This window comes from Ornithinimicrobium flavum (assembly GCF_004526345.1).
Lineage (GTDB): Bacteria > Actinomycetota > Actinomycetes > Actinomycetales > Dermatophilaceae > Ornithinicoccus > Ornithinicoccus flavus.
The window spans coordinates 145,932-168,944 of record NZ_CP038213.1; the positions used below are offsets into that span (position 1 = coordinate 145,932).

The following is a 23,013-nucleotide window of genomic DNA, read 5'->3' on the forward strand; positions in this document are numbered from 1 at the left end:
GCCCGGTCCGACCGGCCTGAGGGCAGGGGGAGGCGTTCAGATGGACCCTTGGGGAGGTAGCGGCGCACACTGGGAGTCCATAGCGTGGAACGGTGCTCCTGCTCTGCCGCCTGCAGGGGCACCATTGTCGTCCGGCGGCGGGCAGGGAGGTGGACCGATCATGCACGTCCTCGTCATCGCCCACACGCGTCACCCCATCAGTCAGCCCTTCGCCGGGGGTCTGGAGTCGCTGACCTGGCACCTCATCCACGGTCTGGTCGACCGCGGGCACCAGGTGAGCGTCTTCTCCGCCCGCGGCACCGAGCCGATCCCCGGTGTCGAGCACCTCTGGCCCGAGCGGCTCTCGCTCTCCGAGGCGGCCCTCGCCGACGTGTCCATGCCGGACGCGGGCTGGATGCAGCGCCACCACGCCTACCTGCGCCTCATGCTCTCCCTCACCTCCCGCCGCGACATCGACCTCGTCAACACCCACTCGCTGCACTACCTCCCGACCGCGATGGCCCCGGCGCTGCGCGCCCCGACCCTGCTGACGCTGCATACCCCTCCCACCCCGTGGCTGGAGTCCGCGCTCACCGTCGCGCAGTCCACGCCCGGGCAGGCGGTCCGCGCGAGCGCGGTCAGCTCCTACACCGCGCAGGCGTGGTCGCACCTCGTGCCCGCCACGGTGATCCCCAACGGCATCGACACCGACCTGTGGCGCCCCGGCCCCGGCGGCGACCGGCTGATCTGGTCGGGGCGGATCGTGCCGGAGAAGGCTCCGCACCTGGCCGTGCAGATCGCCCGCGCCGCCGGTATGCCGCTCACCATCGCCGGCCCCGTCTCGGACGAGGCCTACGCCCGCGACGTGGTGATGCCGCTGTGCACCGGCGACGTCGAGTACGCCGGCCACCTGCGCGCCTCCGAGCTGGCCGAGCTCGTTGGCCGCAGCGCCGCCGCCCTGGTGACGCCCGCCTGGGACGAGCCCTACGGCCTGGTCGCCGCCGAGGCCCTCGCCTGCGGCACGCCCGTGCTCGCCCTCGAGCGCGGCGGCCTGCCCGAGGTCGTCGGCCCGGGCACCGGCCGGCTCGTCCCGGTGCGGGAGGACGGCGTGGCCGTCCCGGAGGAGGAGGTCGTTGCGCGCGGCGCCGCCGCCCTCCCCGAGGTCGTCGCCCTCTCCCGCGAGGACTGCCGGGCGTATGCCGTGCAGCACCACTCCCTCGACCGCATGGTCGACGGGTACGTCCGTCTCTACGAGGAGACGATCGGCGTCCGGTCGCCCGACCCCGGCGACCGCCCACCCGGGGAGGCCCTGCGCCGCCCCCTCCCGTCGCGGCGCGTGCCGCGGCAGATCGAAGGGGTCGCATGATCGGTTACTACGTCCACCACCAGGGCCAGGGGCACCGGAGGCGGGCGACCGCCGTCGCGCGCGAGCTGCGCGTCCCCGTGACCGGCCTGGGCACCGGCGACGCGCCGCAGGGGTGGCCCGGGGAGTGGCTCTCGCTCGCGCCGGACGACGACCCCGAGGTCAAGGACCCTGCCTTCGCCGACGTCACCGCCGGCGACATCCTGCACTGGGCGCCCCGCCACCACCCCGGTCTGCTCGAGCGCAACCGGCAGATCGTCGGGTGGCTCTCCCAGGAGCGGCCCTCCCTGGTCGTCGTCGACGTCTCCGTCGAGGTGACCCTGCTCGCGCGGATCTGCGGGATCCCCGTCGTCGTCGGCGCCATGCCCGGCGACCGCACCGACCCCGTGCACTGCCTCGCCTACGACGTCGCCGAGGCCCTGCTCGCGCCCTGGCCCTACGCCGCGCACTCCGACGCCGGCTGGCGCGCCGACTGGTGGGAGAAGACCTGGCACGTGGGCGGCATCAGCGCGCTCGCCGGGACCGGGGCGGAGCCGCCCCCGCCTGCCGAGCCCGACGAGGACCCCGGGGCCACCCGTCGGGTCCTCGTGCTCTGGGGCAACGGTGGCGACCCGCTGTCGCAGGACGACCTCGACCAGGCCCGCGAGCACACCCCAGGCTGGGAGTGGACCGTTCGCGGCGGTGGCTTCCCGCCCGCCGAGGACCTCGCCGCCGAGCTCGCCGCCGCCGACGTCGTCGTCTGCCACGCCGGGCAGGGCAGCGTCGCCGACGTCGCCTGGGCCCGCCGCCCCGCCGTGGTCCTGGCCCAGCCCCGGCCCTTCGACGAGCAGGACGCCACCGTCCGGGCCCTCGAGCGTCTCGGCCTGGCCGCCACCGCGCTGGGCTGGCCCCAGGCGCGTCGCTGGCCCGCCCTGCTCGAGCGGGCGCTGGAGACCGGCGGTCACGGCTGGTCCGCGTGGGGCGGGGACGGCGCCGGCCGCGCGGCCCTGCTCATCCGTCAGCTCGCCGCCCGCGTGGGACGGACCTCGTGACAGGAGTCGCCGTCGTCACCCTGGCCTCCGGCCGCCACGACCACCTGCGGGGCCAGATCGTCGGCCTGGCGCACGGCGAGCGCCTCCCGGACCTGCACGTGGTCGCTGCCATGGACGACCCCGAGATCGTGCACGTCGCCGCCCGCGCCTGGGCCGAGGCCGGGCCCTCGACGACGCCCCGCCTCGTCGTCGTCGACGTCGCCGCCGACCCCCTGGGCCTGCCGCTGGCCGGCGCCCGCAACCTGGCCGCGGGCGAGGCCACCGCCCAGGGGGCCCACTCCCTGGTCTTCCTCGACGTCGACTGCATCCCCGGCCCGGGGACGGTGGCGACGTACGCGCGCGAGCTGGCGGAGCCGCATACCTCGCGGGTGTCCCCGGCCGTGCTCGGCGGCGACGTCGCCTATCTCCCGCCCCTGCCCGAGGGGCAGCGCGACTGGACCGCCCCCGCCGACCTGGCCCGGCTGCCGGAGGTGGGCCAGCACCGGCCCGACCGGGTGCGCCTGGCGCCGGGCGAGAGCCGGCCCGAGCCCGACCTCAACCGCTTCTGGTCGCTGTCCTTCGCCATGACCGTCGCCGACTTCTGGACCACGGGCGGCTTCTGCACGGACTACGTCGGCTACGGCGGGGAGGACACCGACTTCGCCCAGGTCGTCGGCGAGCGGGGCGGGAGCCTGACCTGGGTCGGCGGGGCCACCGCCTACCACCAGCACCACGCCTCGACGTCGCCGCCGGTGGATCACCTCGAGGACATCGTCCGCAACGCCGGCGTCTTCGCCGATCGCTGGGGTTGGTGGCCGATGGGGGGTTGGCTCGAGGCGTTCCGGGAGCGCGGGCTCGCGGCGCCGGACGGGACCGGGCGCTGGCGGGTGACCCGGTGAGCAGCGTGCCGGAGGGCGCCGGCCCGATCCGGGTCCGTCAGGTCCCGTCGGCCCACGCGTACGTCGAGAACCTCCTGCCCGTCGACGGCTCCGCCACGGTCGTCCACCTGCCCGACCCGCCCGTGCCCGGCGCCCCGCCCGGCCAGTGGTGGCCGCACCCCGCGCTCGCGGCCGACTGGGTGCACGAGCACGTCGAGGAGCAGGACGTCCTGCACGTGCACTTCGGCACCGAGGGCCGGACGCTGGCCCAGCTCACCGAGTGGCTCGGGGCGCTGCGCTCGCTCGGGCTGCCGCTGGTCCACACGGTGCACGACATCGACCACCCGCACCTGGTCGACCAGGCCCCCCACCGCGAGCAGCTCGCGCTGCTCGTCGCCGAGGCCGACGGGCTGCTCACGCTCACCGAGGGGGCCGCCGCGGTCGTCGAGCGCGAGCACGGGCGGCGCCCGCTCGTCGTGCCGCACCCGCACATCGCGCCGCTGGAGCGCATCGGCCGGCGTCTTGAGCGGGAGGCGTCGGTGCCGCTGCGGGTCGGGCTGCACCTCAAGAGCCTGCGCACCAACCTCGCGCCGATGAGGGTGCTGCCGGCGCTGGTCGAGGCCGTCGCGGAGCTGCGCGCCGCCGGGATCGAGGTCGAGCTCGAGGTGCGCGCCCACCCCGACCTGCTCGGCAAGGACACCGAGGGGCACGCCGAGATCTGGTGGCGGTCCGTGGAGCAGGACGCGCCCGCCGGCGTGCACCTGCTGGTCGCGCCGCGATTGGGCGACGACGCGCTGTGGGACTACCTGGAGGGGCTGGACGTCTCGGTCCTGCCCTACGCCTGGGGCACCCACTCCGGCTGGGTCGAGGCCTGCCGCGACCTCGGGACCTGGGTGCTCGCCCCCGAGGTGGGGCACCTGCTGGAGCAGGGCGCCGGGTCGGTGCTCACCTGGGGCGACCCGGACGCGTCCCCGGCCGCGGCCACGCTGGTCCACCTGCTCGGCCGGGCCGCGGGGAGCCCGCCGCCGCCGGTGACCGCGGCGTGGCGGCGGGCGCAGCGTGAGCAGATCGCCGCGACCCACGCTCAGGTCTACGCTGCGGTCACGGCGGGGCACCGCCTGGACGCCTCCCTCGGGGGGGACGCCTCGCTCGAGGAGAGGGTGTAGCACCGTGGACGAGGGTCGGCGTCGGCACTACGGGGTCTTCTACGGGCTGGAGCCGCTCCCGGGTGAGGAGCACGGGTATGGCGCCGCCGGGCCGGGCGGGGACGGCATACCCGCGTCCGGGGAGGGACCGCGCCTCGCGGTCTACGGCAACTGCCAGGCGGAGGCGCTGCGGGTCTGCCTCGGGACCGCCGGCACCGTCCGGTCGGTCCGGATGCCCCCGGTCCACGAGCTGACCGAGGAGGACCTGCCGCACCTGGAGCGACTGCTGGGGTGGGCCGAGGTCGTGGCCGCCCAGGCCGTCGCTGACGGCTACCGCGGTCTGCCGTTGGGGACGGGCGAGATCGGCGCGCGGATGCGGGCGGACGCCCGGGTGGTCCGGCTGCCCAACTACTTCTCGACCGTCCTCTACCCCGAGCAGGTCCTCGTGCGGCACGAGGACGAGGGGGTGAGCGACCCGCCCGTGGTGCCGTACCACGACGTCCGCCGCCTCGGCGCCGCCGCCGGTTGGACCGGACCGGCGCAGGTGCCGGCGCAGGCGGTGCGGGAGGGGGCCGAGGCGTCGCTGGCCGAGCTGGGGCGGCGCGAGCGCGAGCAGGGGTCGCTGGTCATCAGCGACGTGGTGCGGGAGGTCGGCCCGGAGGCCGGCTGGACCGTCGACCACCCCGGCAACCCCGTCCTGCTCGCCCTCGCCCAGCGGGTGCTCGACGAGATCGGCGCCGGAGGGCGGGTCGCCGAGCCGGGGCGGGTGCTGCTGCCCGAGGTGAGGACGCCGCTGCGGGCCGGGGTGCTCGACGCCCTCGGGCTCGACGTCACCGGCGCCCGCGAGCACTGGGTCGTCGGCGGGCAGGAGGTCTCCGACGAGGAGGTCGGGGCGGCGCACGAGGAGTTCTACGCCACCCACCCCCGGGTCGTCGAGGTCGGGGTGGAGAAGAAGGGCGAGGTGCTGCGGCGGCTGGGATGGACGCCGTGAGCACACTCCTGCACGTCGTCCCCGGGCCGGAGCGGCACGGGGTCGTGCGTCACGGGACGGCGCTGCAGGAGCATCTGGCCCGGGACGGTGTCGAGGTGCTGCGCTGCGAGCGGCTCGACGAGCTCGATGACGGTGCGCTCGCCGGCCGTGTCGTCGCGGTGCAGGTCACCGACCGGGTGCTCGCCGGCGACGCGGATGCCGCGCTGGCGGCCTGGCGGCGCGTGACCGGGGGCGTCGCCCGGCTGACCGTGGTGCTCCACGACCTGCCCCAGCGCTCCGACGGCCGCTCCCGACGCGCCCGCTCCTCCCTCTACGCCGCGCTCGCCGCCTCCGCCGACGAGGTGGTCGTCGCCAGCCGGCACGAGCGGCTCCTCCTCGCGGCGGTCCTGCGGTGGGCGCGCCCCGAGGTGGCCGGCGTGGTGCTGAGCCGGACGCACGTCATACCCCTGCCCATCGAGGACGCCCCCCAGCCCGACCGGACGCGCGTTCCTGACGGTTTTCCACAGGCCCAGGCCGCCACCGACGCCCCCCACCCCGACCGGACGCGCGTTCCTGACGGTTTTCCACAGGCCCAGGCGGCCGCGGAGCCGCTCACCGTGGTCACCCTCGGCTTCGTCTACCCGGGCAAGGGCCTGGAGGAGGTCATCGACGCGACCGCCCTCGCGGCGCGGGACCCCCGGCTGGCAGGACGGCGCCTGGAGGTGCGCAACCTCGGTCGCGCCTCGGACGGGCACGAGGACCTCATCGACGCGCTCGCCGCGCGGGCCGAGGCCGCAGGGATCCGCTGGTCGACCAGCGGGTGGGTCGACGACGCCGAGCTGCCCGGGCTGCTGGCCGCGGCGAGCGTGCCCGTCGCCGCCCACCGCCACCTGTCCGCCTCCGGCTCGATCGCCACCTGGCTCACCGCCCGCCGCCGCCCCCTCGTCCTGTCCTCCCGCTACGCCGACGAGCTGGCCGAGCGCCTCCCCGGCGCGCTCAACCTCATACCCGTCGGTCCGTCCGACGACGTCGTCCCCGCCCTCGCCGCCGCGATCACCGACGCCCTCACCCGGTCGGGCCCTGTGGAAAACCGTCAGGAACGCGCGTCCGGTCGAGTTGAGGGGGGCGGGGATGAGGGGGACCCGACGTGGCTCGACCCGGGGGTGAGGCTCGGCCCGAGCTGGGCGGAGTCGGCGCAGGCGCTGCGGGAGGTCGCGGACCGGCCGGCGGTGTCGGTCGTCGTCCCGTACTACCGCGGCCAGGCGCTGCTCGACCTCATCCTCGACCGTCTGGCAGCGCAGACCGGGGTCGCCGGGGGCCTCGAGGTCGTCGTGGCCGACGACGGGTCGCCCGAGCCCCCGGACGTGGGCGCCGGCCCCGGCGTCGACCGCCCGGACGCGCGGGGCGCGGTGGCGTCGGTGCGCGTCGTCCGCCAGGAGCGGGCCGGCTTCCGCGCCGCCGCCGCCCGCAACCTCGGCGCCCGCGCGGCGCACGGCCGGGTGCTGTGCTTCCTCGACGGGGACACGGTGCCGGAGGACGGGTATGTCGCCGCCCTCCAGCAGGTCTGCCTCGCCTCGCCGGCCCTCGCTCTCGGTCGCCGTCGCCATGCCGTGCTCACCGGCGAGGGTGGCCGCGCCGGCCAGGTCCGCGCCTGGCCGCCGGCCGAGCCGCTGGAGGAGCCGGCGTGGCTGGCCGACGGCTACCGCGCCAGCGACGACCTGCGCGCCGCGGACGACACGTCCTACCGCTTCATTATCTCGGCCGTGATGGCGCTGAGCCGTGCGGTGTGGGACGTGCTCGGGGGGTTCGAGGAGGCGCTGACCGGGTACGGCGGCGAGGACTGGGAGCTGGGCTGGCGCTGCTGGCTCTCCGGCGCCGACCTGCGTCACGTCCCCGAGGCCGTCGCCTGGCACGACGGGTTCGACCTCGCCGGCCGCGCGGGGGCGGACCCGGCCCGGGTGGCCGAGGTGAAGAACGGCGAGACCACCCGGCTCGCCCCGCTCCTCCCGCACCCGCTCGTGCGCGGCGAGGGCTGGACGCACACGCAGCCGGACGTCGTCGTGGTCGTGCACGCGGCCGGGTGGACGGAGGGCCAGCTCACCGTCGTCGTGGAGTCGCTGCTGCGGCAGGGGGACGTCGGCGTGTGGGTGACGGCGGGGTCCCCGGCGCTGCCCGCCGATACGCGGGTGCACGCCGGTCAACCGCCCGCACTCGTCCTGGCCCGGGCCCGCGCGCTCGTCGAGGTCACCGCGCCGACGGCGGTGGTCAGGCTCCCGTGGACGCCCTACCCGGGCGACCTCACCGGCACTCTGGAGCCGGGCGCCTCACCGCTGGTCGCCGATCGTGCCTCGGGGGTGCGCGTAACGGGGACCCGCTCGGCCGGTCGCAGCCGGCTGATGGCGGCGGGCGGCGGTCCGGCGGGCAAGGCCGCCGCGGGGGAGGTTGAGGGCGCGGGCGAGGCCGCCGGCGCAGCAGGCGAGTGGCTGCCCGCCGACTGGACCGAGCCCGTCCCGCGGGAGGTCATGGTCGAGCGCTGGCGTCAGCGCTGGTCGCGCTGAGGGGCCCATGTGCCCCTGTGCGGGCCATGCGTCGTTCTCGACGGCACATGACCCGCATACCGGCACATGAGCGTCAGCCCTGCTCCAGCCACGCGAGCGCCCGCAGCACCCCCATGTCGTCGAACGGGCGGCCCACCACCTGCACCCCCACCGGGCGACCGTCCGGCATCCGCCCGGCGTCGACGGTGCCGGCGGGCTGACCGGTCATGTTCCACGGGACGGTGAAGTTGATGTGGCCCATGCCCTGCTCGGGGTAGGGCATCATCAGCTCGGCCGGGGGCGCCGCGCAGGGGGCAACGGGCGAGAGCAGCAGGTCCGGGTCACCGGCCGCGGCCCAGGCGGCGACCGTCGCGGCCTGCAGCTGCCCGAAGCAGTGGTAGGCGTCGACGACGTCCGTGCCGGTCGCGTCGGACGCGCGTCGTGCCCAGTCCGCGACGTAGGGCAGCACCCGTGCCTGCACGTCCGCGTCGAGACGCGACAGGTCGGCCCAGCTGCGCGCCTGCCAGAAGAGGTCGATCCCGTCCAGCACGTCCTGGGTCAGCCACGGCCCGATCTCGACGACCTCGGCCCCGGCGTCGGCGAACCGGTCCGCCACCGACCGCGCCACCCCCACCACCTCGTCCTCGGGCGGCACGCCACAGCCAGGCTCGCTCCAGACCGCGACCCGGAGCCCGGAGACGTCCAGCCGCGTGGTGTCCGGGTCGAGGTCCTGGGCCGGCAGGCTCGTCCAGTCCACCGGGTCCGGGCCGGCCAGCGCCCGCAGGAGCAGGGCGCAGTCGGCGGCCGAGCGCGCCATCGGCCCGGCGACGCGGCCGAGGTACGGAGCGTGCAACGGGATCCGGCCCGCACTGGGCTTCAGGGTCGTCAGCCCCAGCCAGGTGCCGGGCAGCCGGATCGACCCGCCGATGTCGGTGCCGACGTGCAACGGCCCGTAGCCGGCCGCCGCCGCCACCCCCGCCCCCGAGCTAGATCCACCCGTCCCCCATGCCGGGTCCAGCGGCGAGATCGTCCGGCCGTGCCGGCTGGAGTGGCCCGAGGAGAGCATGCCCCAGTCCGGCATCGTCGTGGAACCCACGACGACCAGGCCCGCCTCGCGCGCCCGCCGCGTGACCGGCGCGTCGGTCGTCGGCACGACGGGCTCCACCCCGGCCGTGCCGGCGGGCATGGGGACCCCGGCCCGCGCGACGTTCTCCTTCAGGGTGAGGGGTATGCCGTCCAGCGGCCCGAGCTGCTCGCCGTCCCGCCAGCGGTCGGTCGCCGCCCGGGCCTGCGCGAGCACCTGCGCGGGGTCGTCCCGGACCCAGAGCGCGTTGAGCTCGGGCTCCCGCTCGTCGATGACCTCCTCGACCGCGGTGAGGACCTCGAGCGGGGTGGTCCCGCCCGCGGCATACAGGGCGGAGAGCTCGGTGGCGGGAAGGCGGGCGAGGTCCATGGCTGCACCGTAGCCGCGCCGCCGCGCGGGGGTGCCGGGTGGCCGCGGGAACGGCCGAGGCGGCCGACACCGCCCTGCGAACGAGCCCCCGGGCCATGAGGCGCCGGGGGCTCGTTGACGTGCTGGGATCCCGTTGTCCCAACCAGGATCGTGCAGGGCAGGACGTCTCGTGTCCCGCGAGTGCTCCCACCCCTGCAGGTCACCGGACCAGCCGAGCCGATGACTGTCTGAATCCTAGGTCATCGCTGGACGTTTCCTGGCATGGTTCCGGGCGGGGCGGGCGACGTGTCGCCAAGGTCACACCGGGTCCGACGCGCGCGCCCGCCTTCGCCGACCTGTGCACCCGAGACCGACGTGTGCACGGGATAGAGCCCGCGCATATGTCAGGTTGGGGTGCACAGGTCGTCGGCCGCGACCGCCGCCCCGCACAACCCACTGGAGGAACCACGTGTCCACCCACCACGGCCTGGTGCTCGCCCTCGGCGACCGACGCCCGCAGATCGACCCCGACGCCTGGATCGCCCCGCACGCCGTGGTGAGCGGCAGCGTGACGATCGGGGCGGGGAGCAGCGTCTGGTACGGCGCGTCCCTGCGCGGCGACCGCGAGCAGATCACCGTCGGCGAGCGCGCGAACTTCCAGGACAACGTCGTCGTGCACGCCGACCCGGGCTTCCCGGCCGTGATCCGCGACGACGTCTCGGTCGGTCACGGCGCCGTGCTGCACGGGTGCACCGTCGGCAGCGGCACCATCGTCGGGATGGGCGCGGTCGTGATGAACGGCGCGTCGGTCGGCGCCTCCTGCCTGGTCGCCGGCGGGGCCGTCGTGCTGGAGGGTATGCAGATCCCCGACGGCTCCCTCGTCGCCGGGGTCCCGGCCAAGGTCCGCCGTGAGCTCACGCAGGAGGAGCGGGCCGGGCTGCGGGAGGGGATCGGCCACTACCCCGGCCTGGCCACGATGCACCGCGAGGCGCTCCAGGAGGCCTGAGCTCCGCGGCCGGCCGCGGACCCACCCGCAGGACCCTCGCCCAGAACGAAGGGGCCGCTGCCCGTAGGCAGCGGCCCCTCGTCAGGTCGTCAGGCCCTGTCGGGCCCGGTGACCGATCGGCTCAGAGACCGGCGACGCGGTCCCCAGGAGCGGTGAGACCCGGATTGGCCTCGAGGTAGGCCACCAGCGCGGCGAGGTCCTCCGGACCCCTGAGCAGGTTGGTGCCTGCGGTGAAGCCGGTGAACATGTCGCCGCCCTCCTGGAGGAAGTTGAGCGTCGAGACGCGGTAGGTGGTGTCCATCGCCAGCGGGACACCGTCGAGCCGCATGTTGCTCACCTTCTCGTTCTGGGGCTGGCTGTTGTCCCAGGTGTAGGTGAAGCCCTCGCTGACGCCCAGGGCGAGGTACTGACGACCCCGCTCCGGGATGTACTGCTGCTCCAGCGCGGTCTTGATCTGGGCGCCGGTCATGTCGATCGACACCAGGATGTTGCCGAAGGGCATGACGTTGTAGGCCTCCTGGTAGGTGACCTCGCCCTCCTCCTCGTCGTTGCTGATCTCGTCGACGAGCAGGCTGTCGCGCACACCGCCCACGTTCATGAAGGAGATCTGCGCACCACCGGCGTCAGGAGCCTCCGTGGCGGCGAGGATGGCGTCCGCGACGAGGTTCGCCATCGGCGTCTCGATGCCGCGGTCACCACCGGCGTCACCGGTGATGTCCTCGGCGACCGTGCCGACGACGCGGCCCGCGAGCACCTCGGCCATCGCGGCCCACTTCTCCACGACCTGCACCATCTGCGGGTGGTCGGGGACGGACTGGAGGACGAGGTTGTTGTCGGCCCACGCCCGGTCGCGCAGGACGTCACCGGTGGTGCGGCTGACGGACAGCGCGGTCTCGGTGACGACGCGGCCGTACTGGTTGGCGCTGGTCACCAGGCGGGACGCACCCTCCGGGTCCGGGATGTCGCAGACGTAGGGCTGGTGGGTGTGCCCGGTGACCACGGCGTCGATGGCCGGGTCGAGGCTCTCCGCGATCTCGACGATCGGGCCGGAGATGCCCTCGCAGCCGTAGTAGGTGCCGGTCTGGTAACCGCCCTCGTGCACGAGCACGACGATGGACTCGACACCCTCCTCGAGCAGGGCGGCCGCCTGGGCGTTGGCGGTCTCGACCTCGTCGAGGAAGTCGACGCTGGCCACCCCAGCGGGGGAGACCAGCGTCGGGGTCTCCTCGAGGGTCATGCCGATGAAGCCGACCTTGACCCCCTCGATCTCGCGGACCTCGGTCGCGGGCAGGATCGGCTCACCGGTCTCCTTGTCCACGACGTTCGCGGCGAGCCACTGGAAGTCGGCGCCGTCGTAGGGCTCCTCGCCGAACTGGCCGAGCTCGGGGTGGTTGCCGCCGTGCTGCATACGCAGCAGCTCCTCGACGCCCTCGTCGAACTCGTGGTTGCCGACGCTGGAGATGTCCAGGCCCGCGACCTCGAGGGTCTCCACGGACGGCTCGTCCTGGAAGAGGCCGGAGATGAAGGTGGAGCCACCGATGAGGTCACCCGCGGCGACGGTCAGCGTCTTGTCGTCGTAGGAGCGGGTGCGCAGCATCTCCAGGGTGGTGGCCAGGTTGACCGCGCCGCCCACGAGGTTCTGCTCCGGGTCCTGGGTCGCCGTGAGCTTGCCGTCCTCCTCCTCGATGTGACCGTGGTAGTCGTTGAAGGAGAGCATCTGGACGATCATCTCGTCCTGCCACAGCGGCATCTGGCCGTCGAGGCTCTGCTCGACACCCGCGCTGAGGGCGCCGGTGCCACCGAGGAGGGTGACCGCCTCGGGGGACAGGATGTCCAGCACGCCGTGCGACACGGAGGGCAGGGACTCCTTGCGGGAGAGCACGACCGGGGCGTCGAAGTGGGCCGCGAGCGCCCCACCGGTGAGCGCGTCGGGGTAGTCCAGGCCGGTCGCCACGAAGGCGTCCGTGTCGTACTCGTAGGACGCGGCCACCATGGCGGCGGTCTCGTAACGGTTGACGCCGGCGACGCGGCTGGTCTCCGGGACCAGCTCGGCGATGGCGTCGACGACCGCGTCGGAGACGGCACCGGAGCCACCGAGCACGACGACCGACTGCGGGGCGAGCGCCTCGATGGCCTCGGCGGTGACGCCGCTGAGCCGGTCGGGGCGGGTCAGCAGGACCGGGGCCCCGTCCCGGCCGGCACGCGCCCCGGCGGCCAGTGCGTCGGGGAAGTCCGCACCCGTGGCGACGTAGAGCACCGGCAGCCCGACGGGGTAGCCCATGGCGATCATGGCGGAGGTCTCGTAACGGTTGGCGCCACCGATGCGGACGACCTCGTCGGCGTAGCCCGCGAGCTCGGCCTCGACGGCTGCGGAGACGGCACCGGTGCCACCGACGACGACGATCGTCGTCGGCGCGAGGTCGGCCAGGGCGTCGGCGGTCACCGAGGGCAGGCTGTCGGTGCGGGTCAGCAGCTTGGGGACGGGCAGACCCGCGGAGGGCGTCGACGCCGGCTCCAGCGCGCTGGCGGCGCCGAGCGCGGCCGGGCCGGCCTGGGAGGTCAGGGCGTCGGCGAAGTCCTGGCCGGTAGCGACGACCACGGTGTCGGTGCTGCCGGGGAAGGCTCGGGCCACGGCCGCCGCGGTGGCGTAGCGGTCGGAGCCGAAGATGCGGTCGGCCGTGAGGGCCTGCGTCTCGGGGGGTGCGGTCGGTGCCGGGGCCGCCGTCGCGCTGAGCGTCACGGCACTGCTGCCGATCATCGCCAGGGCCACGGACGCCGTCACCATCGCGCGGCGTCGCGCGACTGGGGGTGTCTTCATTGACAGGTCTCCTCTGGAGGACACGGGTTGGGGGTCGGGGGTCGTGCGCGATCGAACCTAGCCCATGCCCCCGACAGGACGGAACAGTCCTTGGGGGTCTGGTCGGTGAACGGTCCGGTGTCCGTGGACACTTCACCCTTGGGGGTGTTGCTGGTGGCACGCATGTGGCTCGTGTGGCGACAGATCACTGACACTTCGCCCATAGTTGGTGAAGATTTCGTCTCGGGTATGGCGGATCGCGGGACCGGGGCATAGTGTCGGTCCGTACCGGGTGCGACGTGAGCGCCCGTCAGTCGTCCACGATGGTCGTGAGAGGTTCAGGATGGGTATGCCAGGGGGCGCGGACCGCTGGGGCTTCGGTCCGCGACGAGGCTCGGCGATGGCGCTGGCCGCCGTCCTGCTCGCGGTGGGGACCCCTGCCCAGGCGAGCACCACCCCGGGGGGCCTGGGCGCGCCGGCCGACACCTCCCAGGGCGTGCCCGCGGACCAGGCCACGGTCCCGGCTCCCCCGGCTCCCGCGCCGCCCGTGGGCACCCCCGCACCGGCTCCCGGGCCCGTGGACGGCGGGGCGGCCCAGCCGGCGGCACCCCCGCCGAACAACGGTCTCTACGTCGTCGACGGCTTCATCGCCGGCGGGCACGGCACCGGACCGGCCACCTTCCTCCCCCTGCTGGGCGACGAGACCTACCCCGTGCCCGCGCCGCCGGAGAACGAGAACCTTCCCGAGGAGGTCGACGACCTCGGCCCCTTCGTGCGTCAGGTCTCCTGCGACCCAGCCGACCAGCCGGGCATCACCGCCTTCGCGATGCTCGTGTTCACCCACTACGAGCGCCCCGGTTACTTCGGCTCCCGGCCCTGCGTCGACTACATGAGCTTCCATCACGACGGCCGCGCCCTGGACTGGCCGGTCTCGGCCTACGACCCGATGGACCGGCGCATCGCCGACTCGGCCATCCTCTGGCTCACCGAGAACGACGGTGAGATGGCCGCCCGCTTCGGCATCGAGAACATCATCTGGAACTTCCAGGTCTGGGACCGGTGGAACGGCTGGCAGCACTACGCCGGCCACCCGCACGACGACCACGTGCACTTCGCCTTCACCTTCGACGGTGCGCAGGCGCGCACCTCGTGGTGGACCGGCGTCGCCCTCGACGACGCCGACGTTGACCTGGGTCCGTGCCCGACACCCGAGGGGTATGCCGCCCCCCGCGCCTACCTGCGCATGGACACCTGCGACCCGGCCACCGGCGCCCCCCGTGCGCTGGGCAACCCCGAGGGCGGCCTGGCCGCCGTCCAGCAGATGCTCGGGGTCGAGGTCACCGGCGAGCTCGACGAGGACACCCGCGCCGGGCTGGTCGCCTGGCAGATGGCCAACGAGCTGCCCGTCACCGGCCTCGCCGACACCTGGACCACCGCCGCCCTGCAGGGCTGGGAGACCGACCCGGTCCCCGAGGACCTGCGGGCCGCCCTGCCCCAGCCGTGGGAGCTGACCCCCTTCACCCCCTACCTGCGCACCACGCTCACCGAGGGTGACGAAGGCCCGGCCGTCGTCGTGCTGCAGGAGGCCCTCGGCGCCGAGCCCGACGGCGCCTTCGGCCCCCTGACCGCGGAGGCCCTGCGCGAGTGGGAGGAGACGGTGCCGGTGCTGGCCGCCCAGGCGGAGCGGCGCGGCGAGGACGCCCCCGCGGCCGTCACCCCGCTGACCTGGCTCATGCTCGAGCGGGCCACGCACCCCACGATCGCCGTGCGGCACGTGGAGGTGGCCGAGGGAGACCTCGACCTGGCCGCCGACCCCGACCAGGTCCGGCTCGCCCCCGCCGAGGACGGCACCCTGCCCTACGCCGGCGGGGCGGTGACCGTGCTGCAGCGGCTGCTGGACGTGGAGGTCGACGGCGACTTCGGGCCGAAGACCGCCGCCGCGGTCCGCGAGGTCCAGGAAGCGGCCGGGCTGGAGCCGACCGGTGTCGTCGACGGCCCGACCTGGGTCGCGGTCGAGGCGGCCGCGATCGAGGCCGGGATCCTTCCCGGCGCGCCGGGCCTGGCCGCGCAGCGCGAGCGCGAGCGGGCCGAGAAGGAGGCCGCCGAGAAGGAGGCTGCAGCGGACAAGGCTGCCGCCGACGCCGCCGCCTTCGAGGCCTCGCTCGCCAACGCCGACCGCTGACGCCCGACCACCCGCCGACGCCGACCCAGGACCATCGACCTCCCACCAGATCGGCAGGACACACCGCGCAGGTCTAGGCAACGTCGGAGGTGTCCCGTAACGTTCCCTCTGCAGGCGCGGTCGAGGGGCTGCGCCGGGATGCGAGGGGACGAGATGACCAGGACCAGGGCAGTGCCGCCCGGTGCCCGCCTCCGGTGGGCCCTCGGCTCGGCGCTTGCGCTCACCCTCGGAGCCGCGACGCTCCTGCCGGGGGCCGGCGCGGGTGCGGACGACGCAGCGGGCCGCAGCATGGCCGCCTCCCACGCCCCGGCGGCCACCGCCACCGCCGTGACGTGGACGGGTGACCTCAACGGCCAGGCTCCCTGCCCCGAGGGCATGACCCGGCTGCGTCGGGTCGCCTCGAACTCCCTCGACGAGGGTCTGCCCATGCCGCAGTTCAACAACGGGTGGGTGTCCGCGCCCGGCCTCGACGGCGGGAGCGCGGCCCGGGCCGCCGTCAGCTCCGGCGACGTCGCCGACCACCTCTTCCTGCCCTACGTCCAGGGCCGGGTGGGCGACCGCACGATGTTCGCCCTGGCCACCCGCAGCACCCAGGGCGACTCGGCCTACACCCGGCTGCAGGTCAACTCGGTGGACCTGCGGGTCGGCACGTCCGGCTCGTGGCGCGGGCGCGTGCACGACATCACCGCCGCCACCGACGACGAGAACGGCTGGCTCGGCGCCTGGTTCGAGCACCGCTCCAAGGCCGGGGCCGCCACCACCTGGGACATCGACAACCTGCAGATCTACACCTGCCGCACCGCCCCGGTCTCGCGCATCTCCGGCTCCGACCGTTACGCCTCCGCGGCGCGCATCGCGGCGACCTACCCCGCCGGCGTCGGCACCGCATACCTCGCCACGGGCGCCAACTTCCCCGACGCGATCAGCGCCGCCGCCCTGGCGGGCCGGCTCGACGCCCCCGTCCTGCTGACCCGACCCGACTCGCTGCCCACCGCGACCCGCACCCAGCTGCAGCGGCTGCAGCCCGCCCGGCTCGTGGTCCTCGGGGGCACCGGGGCCGTCTCGCAGGCGGTCCAGGACGACGCGTCGGCCTACGCCGGCGCCACGACCCGCATCGGGGGTGCCACGCGCTACGACGTCTCGGCCGGCGTGGCCCGGGCCTACGAGCCCGGCGTGCCGGTGCTCTACGTCGCCAGCGGGGAGGCCTTCCCCGACGCGCTGGCCGTGGGTGCTCTCGCCGGCTCCCAGAACGCCCCCGTGCTCATCACGCCCCAGGACCGGCTCTCCGGCGTGGTCGCGGCCGAGGTCGACCGGCTCCGGCCCGGGCGGATCGTCGTCGTCGGCGGCCCGGGCGCCGTCTCCGAGGCCGTCGTGACCGACCTGCGCGGGCGCACCGCCGGCGGGGTCACCCGGATCCAGGGGACCGACCGGTATGCCGTGGCCGCGGCGGTCGCGCAGCAGTTCGCCCCGGGGCGCCCCCGGGCCTACGTCGCCACCGGCGCCAGCTTCCCCGACGCCCTCGTCGGTGCCGCCCGGGCCGGCTCGCAGGGCGTGCCCGTCCTGCTCAGCCGGCCGCACGGCCTGCCGGGCGCCGCCGCCACCGCGCTGACGCGACTCGAGGCCGGGGCGGGCGTGCTGCTCGGCGGCGACGGGGCACTCAACGCGCTCGTCATGGACCAGGTCGGCGCGCGCGTCGGCTGAGGAGGAGACAGATGCAGACCACGCACCGACTGCTCGCCGGTGAGGCCGTCCGGATCGACGTGCCCGGCGCCAGCGGGCTGCCCGGCGGCACCTCGATCGGGGTCCTGTCCCTCGAGGGCGCCGGGGCGATGGAGGTGACCGGCGGCCGGGAGGCCGACCTCGCCTTCTTCCTCGAGGTCACCGGCACCGGCCTGGCCCGCGAGGTGGGGCTGCGCGGCGGCCGCACCCTGCGCTACGGCCGCTTCCACGACGACCCGGCCCAGGGGCTGGGGTGGGCGGTCGCGCTGGAGGGCGGGCACGTGCTCTTCGGGCACACCGTGCCGGTCCTCGACGTCGAGGAGCTCACCGGTTTCCTGGCCGACGTCGACGTCCAGGTCGACACCCTCGGGCCGGTCCTCACCCCGACGGGTCGCACGTCCTGGGCCTCGCACCGCACCCAGACCGTCGCCCAGGTCGTCGAGCTCACCGGCCCGCTCGGCCCCGACGGCTCGCAGGCGATGGGTTACCTGCTGGACGTGCGCCGCACCAGGAGCGGGCACGCCCCGCAGCGGGAGAGCACCGGCCTGCAGGTGCGCGGCGGGCTGCTGACCCGGAGCGGGGACGCGGAGATGCACCGCTACGGGATCCTCGAGAGCGCCGACTTCGTCAGCTACGGCCTGCCCGGGTCCGACGAGGCGGTCGACGCCGTCCTCACCTCGCTCTCCGAGGTCGTCGTGGAGCTCGTCCCGTGAGCCTGCTCGGCGGCGCCGGGGCGCTCGCGGTGGCTCTGGTCCTGCTGGTCTCGGGGGGTGCCCACCTCCGTGACCGGGCGGCGCTGCGCGCGGCCCTGGCCGCCCACGGCGTGCTCCCGGCCGGTGCGCGGCGCGCCGTCACCGCCCTCCTCGGCCCGGTCGAGGTGGTGCTCGCGCTGGCCCTGCTGGCCGCGCTGGTCGCCGGCCCGGTCCTGGTGCCCGCGCTCGCGGCCGCCGTGCTGGCCGCCGGCTTCACCGCATACCTGCTCGTCGTGGTGCGCCGCACCCGCGGCGAGGAGGAGATCCCCTGCGGGTGCGGCCTCGGCACCACCCCGGTCGGGCCGTGGGCCGTCGTGCGGGCCGCCCTGCTCACCGGGCTCGCCGGCCTCGCCGTGGTCGGCGGGACGCCCGGGTGGTCGGCGGCCGACGTCCGGCTCGGCGGGGGCAGCGACCTGTCGGCCCCCGTCTGGGCGACGGCCCTGCTCGTGGGTGCCGCCGGGCTGACCCTCGCCGTCGCCACCGCCGCCCTGCCCGCCGCCCGAGCCGTGCCGGCCAGCCTCACCACGCTCCCCGGAGGTGCGCGATGAGCCCGCTCGCCAGCGTCCTCCCCCTCCCCGGGGGTGCGTGATGACCTTCACCGCCTCCGCCCTCGTGCTGGCCTGGGTCGCCATCGTCCTGCTGGCGCTCGGCCTCGCCGGGCTGCTGCGCCAGGTCTCGCTGCTGACCCGTCAGCTCGAGCATGGTGGGGACCGCGCGGCGGCGGCGGGCGGGTCGGGCCGCCGCAGCGCCCGCACCACCCGCGAGCTGGTCGGCTTCCGCGCCCCCGAGACCGTGGTCGACCGGGTGCTGCACGACGGCGCGCACCGCACGGTCGTGGCCTTCGTCTCCCCGGGGTGCTCCTCGTGCTCGCTCACCCTGCGCGCGCTGGCCGCCGAGGAGTCGGTCGCCGCCGGCTCGGTCGGCCTCACCCTGGTCTCCACCGGCTCCTGCGAGCCCGGCCTGGACGACGCGCAGGGCGCCGGCCGGGTGGCCTGCGTGCCGCAGGGGCGCGACCTCATGGACCTGCTCGCCGTCCCCGCCACCCCCTACCTCGTCGCGCTCGACCCGCGGGGCACCCTGGTGTCCGCGCTGCTGCCCGACGAGGACACCGACCTGGCCGGCTGGGTGCGCAGCACCCGCGGCTCGCTGACGATCACCGAGGAGAGGTCATGACGATCCGCTTCGAGGACCTGCCGGAGGCCGACACCGGCCGGCTCCGCGACCGGCTGCGGGGCCGCCCCACGCGCCGGGGCTTCCTCACCCGGGTGCTCGGCGCCGGCACCGTCGTCGGCCTGGGGTCGCTCGCCCTGGTCAACCGGGGGACTGACCAGGCGCAGGCCGCGTTCTTCCAGGACTGGACCGACACCGTCAACGGCCCGTGCGCCACCTACGCCCGCGACCACACCGAGCGCGGCATCCAGTGCGGCGAGTCCGTCATGTGCCTGTCCGACCAGGGCTGCTGCTGGAAGTACCGCTCCGGCGCCGGCAACGTCGTCGCCTGGCACAAGCACGCCCCCGGCATCGGGCGCTACTACACCCACCGGCCCGACGAGTGCTGGCAGGGGATCTACGACTCCTGGCACTGGAAGTTCAGCGACGGCCGCACCTGGCGCTGCTCCGACGGCTGGACCTGCAGCGGCGGCACCTGCATCAAGACGATCTGCCCGTGGGCGGTCTGACCCCCGGGCAGCACGAGGTCGACGGGCCCGCACCCCGCCCCGGGGACGCGGGGGCCGTGCCCGTGGCCCGCCGCTGGGCGGCCGACCCCCTGCCGCTGCTGCTCCTGCTCGGCGGGGTCGGTCTCGGGGTCGCGGTCCTCGCGGCGACCGGCGGCCTGACCGGCACCGTCGCCTGGGTCGTCCCCGCCCTCTTCGCCGTCGTCGTCGCCGGCCTGGCGCTGTCCGGCTCCACCTGAGGCGTCAACAGCGCCTGGGCGCTGGTGGCCTCGGTCCGGGGCCGACACGTGCAGCTGCCGCTCTGGGCAGCCTTCGCCGCCGGCACGACGCTCGGCGGCCTCTCGACCGGGCTCGCGCTCGGCGTCCTCTCCGGTCTGCTCAGCCCGGTGCCGGAGCCGGTCCGCCTCGGGGGCTTCGTCGCGGTCGTCGTCGGGCTCGTGGTCCTCGACCTGGCCACCGCCAGGCTGCCGCTGCCGCAGCGCTCCGAGCTCATCCCGCAGGAGGTCTTCCAGCAGGGGATGGCGCGCGGCGGCTTCCGCTTCGGCCTGGAGTACGGCTGCGGGTGGCGGACCCTCGTGCCCAGCGCCGCGTCATACCTCGCCGCCGCCTTCGTGCTGCTGCTCGTGCCGCCGCTGGGCTGGGCGGTGCTGCTCGGCGCCGTCTTCGGCGCGGCCCGCTCGATCGCGGTGCTGCAGTACGTCCTGCTCGGCGCCCCCGGGTGGCAGGCCTTCCTCGCCCGGCACACCCGGCTCCTGGAACGGGCGGGGTCGGTGCTCGCGGGGGTGCTGCTGCTGACCGCCGCGTGGGGCCTGGCCGGGCGTTAGGGTGAGCGTCATGGCGCGCCCGCACATCGCTGCCCGGCTCGAGGACGGGGTCCGTCGTCGGATCGACTCCCAGCTGCGCCGCCGCGGCTGGCATGAGCGCCTGCTCGGCTACACCGGCTACGGCACCTCCGAGAAGGTGCGCGTCTTTGCCCGCGTCACGCTGTCCCGGCTGGAGCCGGAGGAGACGCGCACGGCCCTGACCCACGCCCAGGACTCCCTGCTGGACATCGCCCAGCGCGGCTTCCGCCACTTCCTGTCCGCCCCCGCCGTCGGGGTCCCCGTCCGGGTGTGCGCGGGGCAGGCCGAGCACGTCGCGACGACCGACCGCGGCGGCTACGTCGACGTGGAGGTCACCGGCCACGGGCTGGAGCCGGGGTGGCAGGAGGTGCAGGTCGGGCTGGCCAACGGCGACACCCTGACGGTCTCGGTCTTCGTCGTCGCCGACGACACCCCCCTCGGGCTCGTCAGCGACATCGACGACACCGTCATGGTCACCCACCTGCCCCGCATCCTCATCGCGGGGTGGAACACCTTCGTCCGCTCCGAGCAGGTCCGCGAGCCGGTCGCGGGGATGGGCGCGATGTACCGCGCGCTCGTCGCCGAGCACCCGGGCATGCCCGTGCTCTTCCTCTCGACCGGGGCGTGGAACACCGCACCGGCCCTCACCCGCTTCCTGCGCCGGCACGACTACCCCGTCGGCCCGCTGCTGCTCACCGACTGGGGCCCGACCAACACCGGCTGGTTCCGCTCCGGGCAGGAGCACAAGGAGCGGGAGCTGCGCCGGCTTCGTGAGACCTTCCCCGACGTCCGGTGGATCCTCGTCGGCGACGACGGGCAGCACGACCCGGTCATCTACGGCCAGTTCGCCGAGGAGTTCCCGGAGGCCGTGGAGGCGATCTGCATCCGCGAGCTGACCCCGGCGGAGCAGCTGCTGTCCAGCGGTCTGCCGGTGGCGACCGACGAGCTGCTCGGCAAGCGGGTCGAGGTGCCGATGCTCAAGGCGCCCAACGGTTTCGGGCTGCACCAGCTGCTCGTCGGGGCGCAGGCCCGGCGGGCGGAGGCCGAGGGCCCGGTGCCGCCTGACCCGGCCCACGCCCGGGTGCCCCGGCAGGAGGGGCTGGGCGACCTCATACCCGGTGGGGACGAGGAGGGGGAGCAGGATGCCTGAGCTGCCCGAGGTGCAGGCCCTCGTCGACTTCCTCGGCGGGCGGATGGTCGGGCGGGTCGTCACCGACGTCGAGCTGGGCTCGATCGCGGTGCTCAAGACCTTCGACCCCCCGCCGGACGCCCTCGTCGGCGCCCCGGTCGACGCGGTGGTGCGGCACGGCAAGTTCGTCGACGTCGACGCCGACGGCACCCACCTGATCTTCCACCTCGCCCGCGCGGGGTGGCTGCGGTGGATGGAGGAGGTGCCCGCGACGCGGGTGCGCCCGGGCCGGAGCCCGATCGCGCTGCGGGTGCGGCTGGACGACGGCTCCGGCTTCGACCTCACCGAGGCGGGCACCAAGAAGGGCCTGGCGGCGTATGTCGTCCGCTCGCCCTCCGACGTCCGCGGCATCGCCTCCCTCGGCCCGGACCCGCTCGCCGAGGACTTCACCCAGGAGGTCCTCGCTGGGATCCTGGAGGGTCGGCGCACCCAGATCAAGGGGGTGCTGCGCGACCAGTCGGTGCTGGCCGGGGTGGGCAACGCCTACAGCGACGAGGTGCTCCACGCCGCCCGGCTCTCGCCCTACACGCTCGCCGCCTCCCTGACCCCCGAGCAGGTCGGCGAGCTCTACGAGGCGCTGCGGACGACCCTCGAGGCCGCGATCATGGCGGCCGAGGGCAAGCCCGCCGCGGAGCTCAAGGACGCCAAGCGGGCCGGGATGAACGTCCACGGCCGCACCGGCGAGGCGTGCCCGGTCTGCGGCGACGTCGTGCGGGAGGTCTCCTTCGCCGACACCTCGCTGCAGTACTGCCCCACCTGCCAGACCGGCGGCAAGCTGCTCGCCGACCGGCGTATGTCGCGCCTGCTCAAGTGAGCCGGCCCCCGGACGGGCCGTCGGAGGGTCCGGTGTCGGAGGACGAGGTGTCGGATGGCTCGGTGCCGCAGGACGAGGTGCTGGGCGGCGTGGCGCTGGGCACCAGGGTCGTCGTGCGCTCTCTCATCGAGGGTGGGGAGCGCGCCACCGACGTCGTCGGGGAGCTCACCGCGAGGGACGCGACCTCGCTCACGGTCACCGGCCGGCGGGGCCCGGTGCGGGTGGAGGTCGCTGACGTGGTGGTGGCCAAGGTCGTGCCGGCCGTCGGCCCCCGCTGGCGCGTCGCGTCCTTCCTCCGGCGGGCCGGGGTCGCCGTGCTCGACCTGGACGCCCTGGTGCGCGTGCTGGGGTCCGGGGACGACCCGGGGAGCGCGGCTGCGGCGTTCGAGGGGCTCGTCGAGCAGCTGGCGTCCGGTGGCGTCCCCGTCGTCGTCCTCGCGCGAGGGCTTCCCGGCGGGGTGGAGGAGGCCCGGGCGGAGCTCGCCAGGATCGGCCTGGGCGGGCTCGCTCCCTCCCTGCTGCACGCCGACCACCCCGCGGCCCTTGATCGGGTCCACGACGAGATCGAGCGGCGACTGGGGCGCACGGTGGGGCGGGGGACGGTGCACTACACGAGCGACCGGGCGGCCGCCGTGGAGGCGGCACGGGCCTCCGGTTGGCAGGGCCGCATCCTCACGCCGCCGTGAGGGCGCGGACTCACGCCCTGCCTCCCGATACGGAGA

General features: G+C 75.3%; 20 protein-coding genes. 18 read left to right on the plus strand and 2 right to left on the minus strand.

Annotation, left to right across the window (positions count from 1 at the left end; translation table 11 throughout):
* Nucleotides 1–160: 160 nt before the first annotated feature.
* The 6 genes from E3Z34_RS00710 to E3Z34_RS18055 are packed head-to-tail and all read left to right on the plus strand — an operon-like array spanning nt 161 to nt 7,903.
* Complete coding sequence (locus E3Z34_RS00710; RefSeq protein WP_134772061.1) at nt 161–1,345, plus strand: glycosyltransferase; 1,185 nt, start codon at nt 161–163, stop codon at nt 1,343–1,345.
* The gene (locus E3Z34_RS00715; protein ID WP_134772062.1) at nt 1,342–2,373 is read left to right on the plus strand and encodes a glycosyltransferase; all 1,032 of its coding nucleotides are present in this window, start codon (nt 1,342–1,344) and stop codon (nt 2,371–2,373) included. The genes E3Z34_RS00710 and E3Z34_RS00715 overlap by 4 nt, the downstream gene beginning before the upstream one ends.
* Nucleotides 2,370–3,251, plus strand: coding sequence for a glycosyltransferase family 2 protein (locus tag E3Z34_RS00720; protein WP_134772063.1), 882 nt, complete (start codon nt 2,370–2,372; stop codon nt 3,249–3,251). The genes E3Z34_RS00715 and E3Z34_RS00720 overlap by 4 nt, the downstream gene beginning before the upstream one ends.
* Nucleotides 3,248–4,396: a glycosyltransferase family protein gene (locus E3Z34_RS00725; protein ID WP_134772064.1), complete on the plus strand. Its 1,149-nt coding sequence runs from the start codon at nt 3,248–3,250 to the stop codon at nt 4,394–4,396. The genes E3Z34_RS00720 and E3Z34_RS00725 overlap by 4 nt, the downstream gene beginning before the upstream one ends.
* A 4-nt stretch (nt 4,397–4,400) precedes the next feature.
* Nucleotides 4,401–5,366, plus strand: coding sequence for a WcbI family polysaccharide biosynthesis putative acetyltransferase (locus E3Z34_RS00730; protein ID WP_134772065.1), 966 nt, complete (start codon nt 4,401–4,403; stop codon nt 5,364–5,366).
* A complete protein-coding gene (locus E3Z34_RS18055) occupies nt 5,363–7,903 on the plus strand; it encodes a glycosyltransferase (RefSeq protein WP_238695278.1) in 2,541 nt (846 codons plus the stop codon). Before E3Z34_RS00730 ends, E3Z34_RS18055 begins: the two co-directional genes overlap by 4 nt.
* A gap of 73 nt (nt 7,904–7,976) precedes the next feature.
* Here E3Z34_RS18055 and E3Z34_RS00740 read toward each other — a convergent pair whose 3' ends face one another.
* Nucleotides 7,977–9,335, minus strand: coding sequence for an amidase (locus tag E3Z34_RS00740; protein ID WP_134772066.1), 1,359 nt, complete (start codon nt 9,333–9,335; stop codon nt 7,977–7,979).
* A 448-nt stretch (nt 9,336–9,783) separates the two neighbouring features.
* Between E3Z34_RS00740 and E3Z34_RS00745 the strand changes: the two genes are divergently transcribed.
* Nucleotides 9,784–10,320, plus strand: a complete 537-nt coding sequence (locus E3Z34_RS00745) for a gamma carbonic anhydrase family protein (RefSeq protein ID WP_134772067.1) — start codon at nt 9,784–9,786, stop codon at nt 10,318–10,320.
* Between the two features lie 121 nt (nt 10,321–10,441).
* Here the strand turns inward: E3Z34_RS00745 and E3Z34_RS00750 are convergent, their stop codons facing one another.
* Nucleotides 10,442–13,138: a cell wall-binding repeat-containing protein gene (locus E3Z34_RS00750; RefSeq protein ID WP_134772068.1), complete on the minus strand. Its 2,697-nt coding sequence runs from the start codon at nt 13,136–13,138 to the stop codon at nt 10,442–10,444.
* A gap of 328 nt (nt 13,139–13,466) precedes the next feature.
* Between E3Z34_RS00750 and E3Z34_RS00755 the strand changes: the two genes are divergently transcribed.
* The 11 genes from E3Z34_RS00755 (at nt 13,467) to E3Z34_RS17915 (ending at nt 22,977) form a co-directional block, all read left to right on the plus strand.
* Nucleotides 13,467–15,299, plus strand: coding sequence for a peptidoglycan-binding domain-containing protein (locus E3Z34_RS00755; RefSeq protein ID WP_134772069.1), 1,833 nt, complete (start codon nt 13,467–13,469; stop codon nt 15,297–15,299).
* A 153-nt stretch (nt 15,300–15,452) separates the two neighbouring features.
* A complete protein-coding gene (locus tag E3Z34_RS00760; RefSeq protein WP_158288563.1) occupies nt 15,453–17,000 on the plus strand; it encodes a cell wall-binding repeat-containing protein in 1,548 nt (515 codons plus the stop codon).
* 11 nt (nt 17,001–17,011) lie between these two features.
* Nucleotides 17,012–17,731, plus strand: coding sequence for a hypothetical protein (locus tag E3Z34_RS00765; RefSeq protein ID WP_134772071.1), 720 nt, complete (start codon nt 17,012–17,014; stop codon nt 17,729–17,731).
* Entirely contained in the window at nt 17,728–18,318 is a 591-nt protein-coding gene (locus tag E3Z34_RS00770; RefSeq protein WP_134772072.1) for a MauE/DoxX family redox-associated membrane protein, read from the plus strand. The genes E3Z34_RS00765 and E3Z34_RS00770 overlap by 4 nt, the downstream gene beginning before the upstream one ends.
* A 40-nt stretch (nt 18,319–18,358) precedes the next feature.
* Nucleotides 18,359–18,943, plus strand: coding sequence for a hypothetical protein (locus tag E3Z34_RS00775; RefSeq protein ID WP_134772073.1), 585 nt, complete (start codon nt 18,359–18,361; stop codon nt 18,941–18,943).
* Complete coding sequence (locus E3Z34_RS00780) at nt 18,940–19,449, plus strand: hypothetical protein (protein ID WP_134772074.1); 510 nt, start codon at nt 18,940–18,942, stop codon at nt 19,447–19,449. The genes E3Z34_RS00775 and E3Z34_RS00780 overlap by 4 nt, the downstream gene beginning before the upstream one ends.
* Nucleotides 19,437–19,685 carry a hypothetical protein gene (locus E3Z34_RS00785; protein WP_134772075.1) on the plus strand — a complete coding sequence of 83 codons (249 nt, stop codon included), beginning with the start codon at nt 19,437–19,439 and terminating at the stop codon, nt 19,683–19,685. The genes E3Z34_RS00780 and E3Z34_RS00785 overlap by 13 nt, the downstream gene beginning before the upstream one ends.
* 48 nt (nt 19,686–19,733) lie before the next feature.
* A complete protein-coding gene (locus tag E3Z34_RS00790) occupies nt 19,734–20,270 on the plus strand; it encodes a hypothetical protein (protein ID WP_134772076.1) in 537 nt (178 codons plus the stop codon).
* 10 nt (nt 20,271–20,280) lie between these two features.
* On the plus strand, nt 20,281–21,438 hold the full coding sequence (locus tag E3Z34_RS00795) for an App1 family protein (RefSeq protein ID WP_134772077.1): 1,158 nt from the start codon (nt 20,281–20,283) through the stop codon (nt 21,436–21,438).
* Complete coding sequence (locus tag E3Z34_RS00800; protein WP_134772078.1) at nt 21,431–22,291, plus strand: Fpg/Nei family DNA glycosylase; 861 nt, start codon at nt 21,431–21,433, stop codon at nt 22,289–22,291. Before E3Z34_RS00795 ends, E3Z34_RS00800 begins: the two co-directional genes overlap by 8 nt.
* Before the next feature lie 62 nt (nt 22,292–22,353).
* Nucleotides 22,354–22,977 carry a hypothetical protein gene (locus E3Z34_RS17915; protein ID WP_194092425.1) on the plus strand — a complete coding sequence of 208 codons (624 nt, stop codon included), beginning with the start codon at nt 22,354–22,356 and terminating at the stop codon, nt 22,975–22,977.
* Nucleotides 22,978–23,013: the final 36 nt, after the last annotated feature.

Excerpts from the sequence above, each read along its gene's own strand:
- E3Z34_RS00750 (WP_134772068.1), bottom strand. The coding sequence starts at position 13,138 with ATGAAGACACCCCCAGTCGCGCGACGCCGCGCGATGGTGACGGCGTCC.
- E3Z34_RS00800 (WP_134772078.1), top strand. The coding sequence starts at position 21,431 with ATGCCTGAGCTGCCCGAGGTGCAGGCCCTCGTCGACTTCCTCGGCGGG.
- E3Z34_RS00740 (WP_134772066.1), bottom strand. The coding sequence starts at position 9,335 with ATGGACCTCGCCCGCCTTCCCGCCACCGAGCTCTCCGCCCTGTATGCC.
- E3Z34_RS00710 (WP_134772061.1), top strand. The coding sequence starts at position 161 with ATGCACGTCCTCGTCATCGCCCACACGCGTCACCCCATCAGTCAGCCC.
- E3Z34_RS00760 (WP_158288563.1), top strand. The coding sequence starts at position 15,453 with ATGACCAGGACCAGGGCAGTGCCGCCCGGTGCCCGCCTCCGGTGGGCC.
- E3Z34_RS00765 (WP_134772071.1), top strand. The coding sequence starts at position 17,012 with ATGCAGACCACGCACCGACTGCTCGCCGGTGAGGCCGTCCGGATCGAC.
- E3Z34_RS00755 (WP_134772069.1), top strand. The coding sequence starts at position 13,467 with ATGCCAGGGGGCGCGGACCGCTGGGGCTTCGGTCCGCGACGAGGCTCG.
- E3Z34_RS00780 (WP_134772074.1), top strand. The coding sequence starts at position 18,940 with ATGACGATCCGCTTCGAGGACCTGCCGGAGGCCGACACCGGCCGGCTC.
- E3Z34_RS00775 (WP_134772073.1), top strand. The coding sequence starts at position 18,359 with ATGACCTTCACCGCCTCCGCCCTCGTGCTGGCCTGGGTCGCCATCGTC.
- E3Z34_RS00795 (WP_134772077.1), top strand. The coding sequence starts at position 20,281 with ATGGCGCGCCCGCACATCGCTGCCCGGCTCGAGGACGGGGTCCGTCGT.
- E3Z34_RS00715 (WP_134772062.1), top strand. The coding sequence starts at position 1,342 with ATGATCGGTTACTACGTCCACCACCAGGGCCAGGGGCACCGGAGGCGG.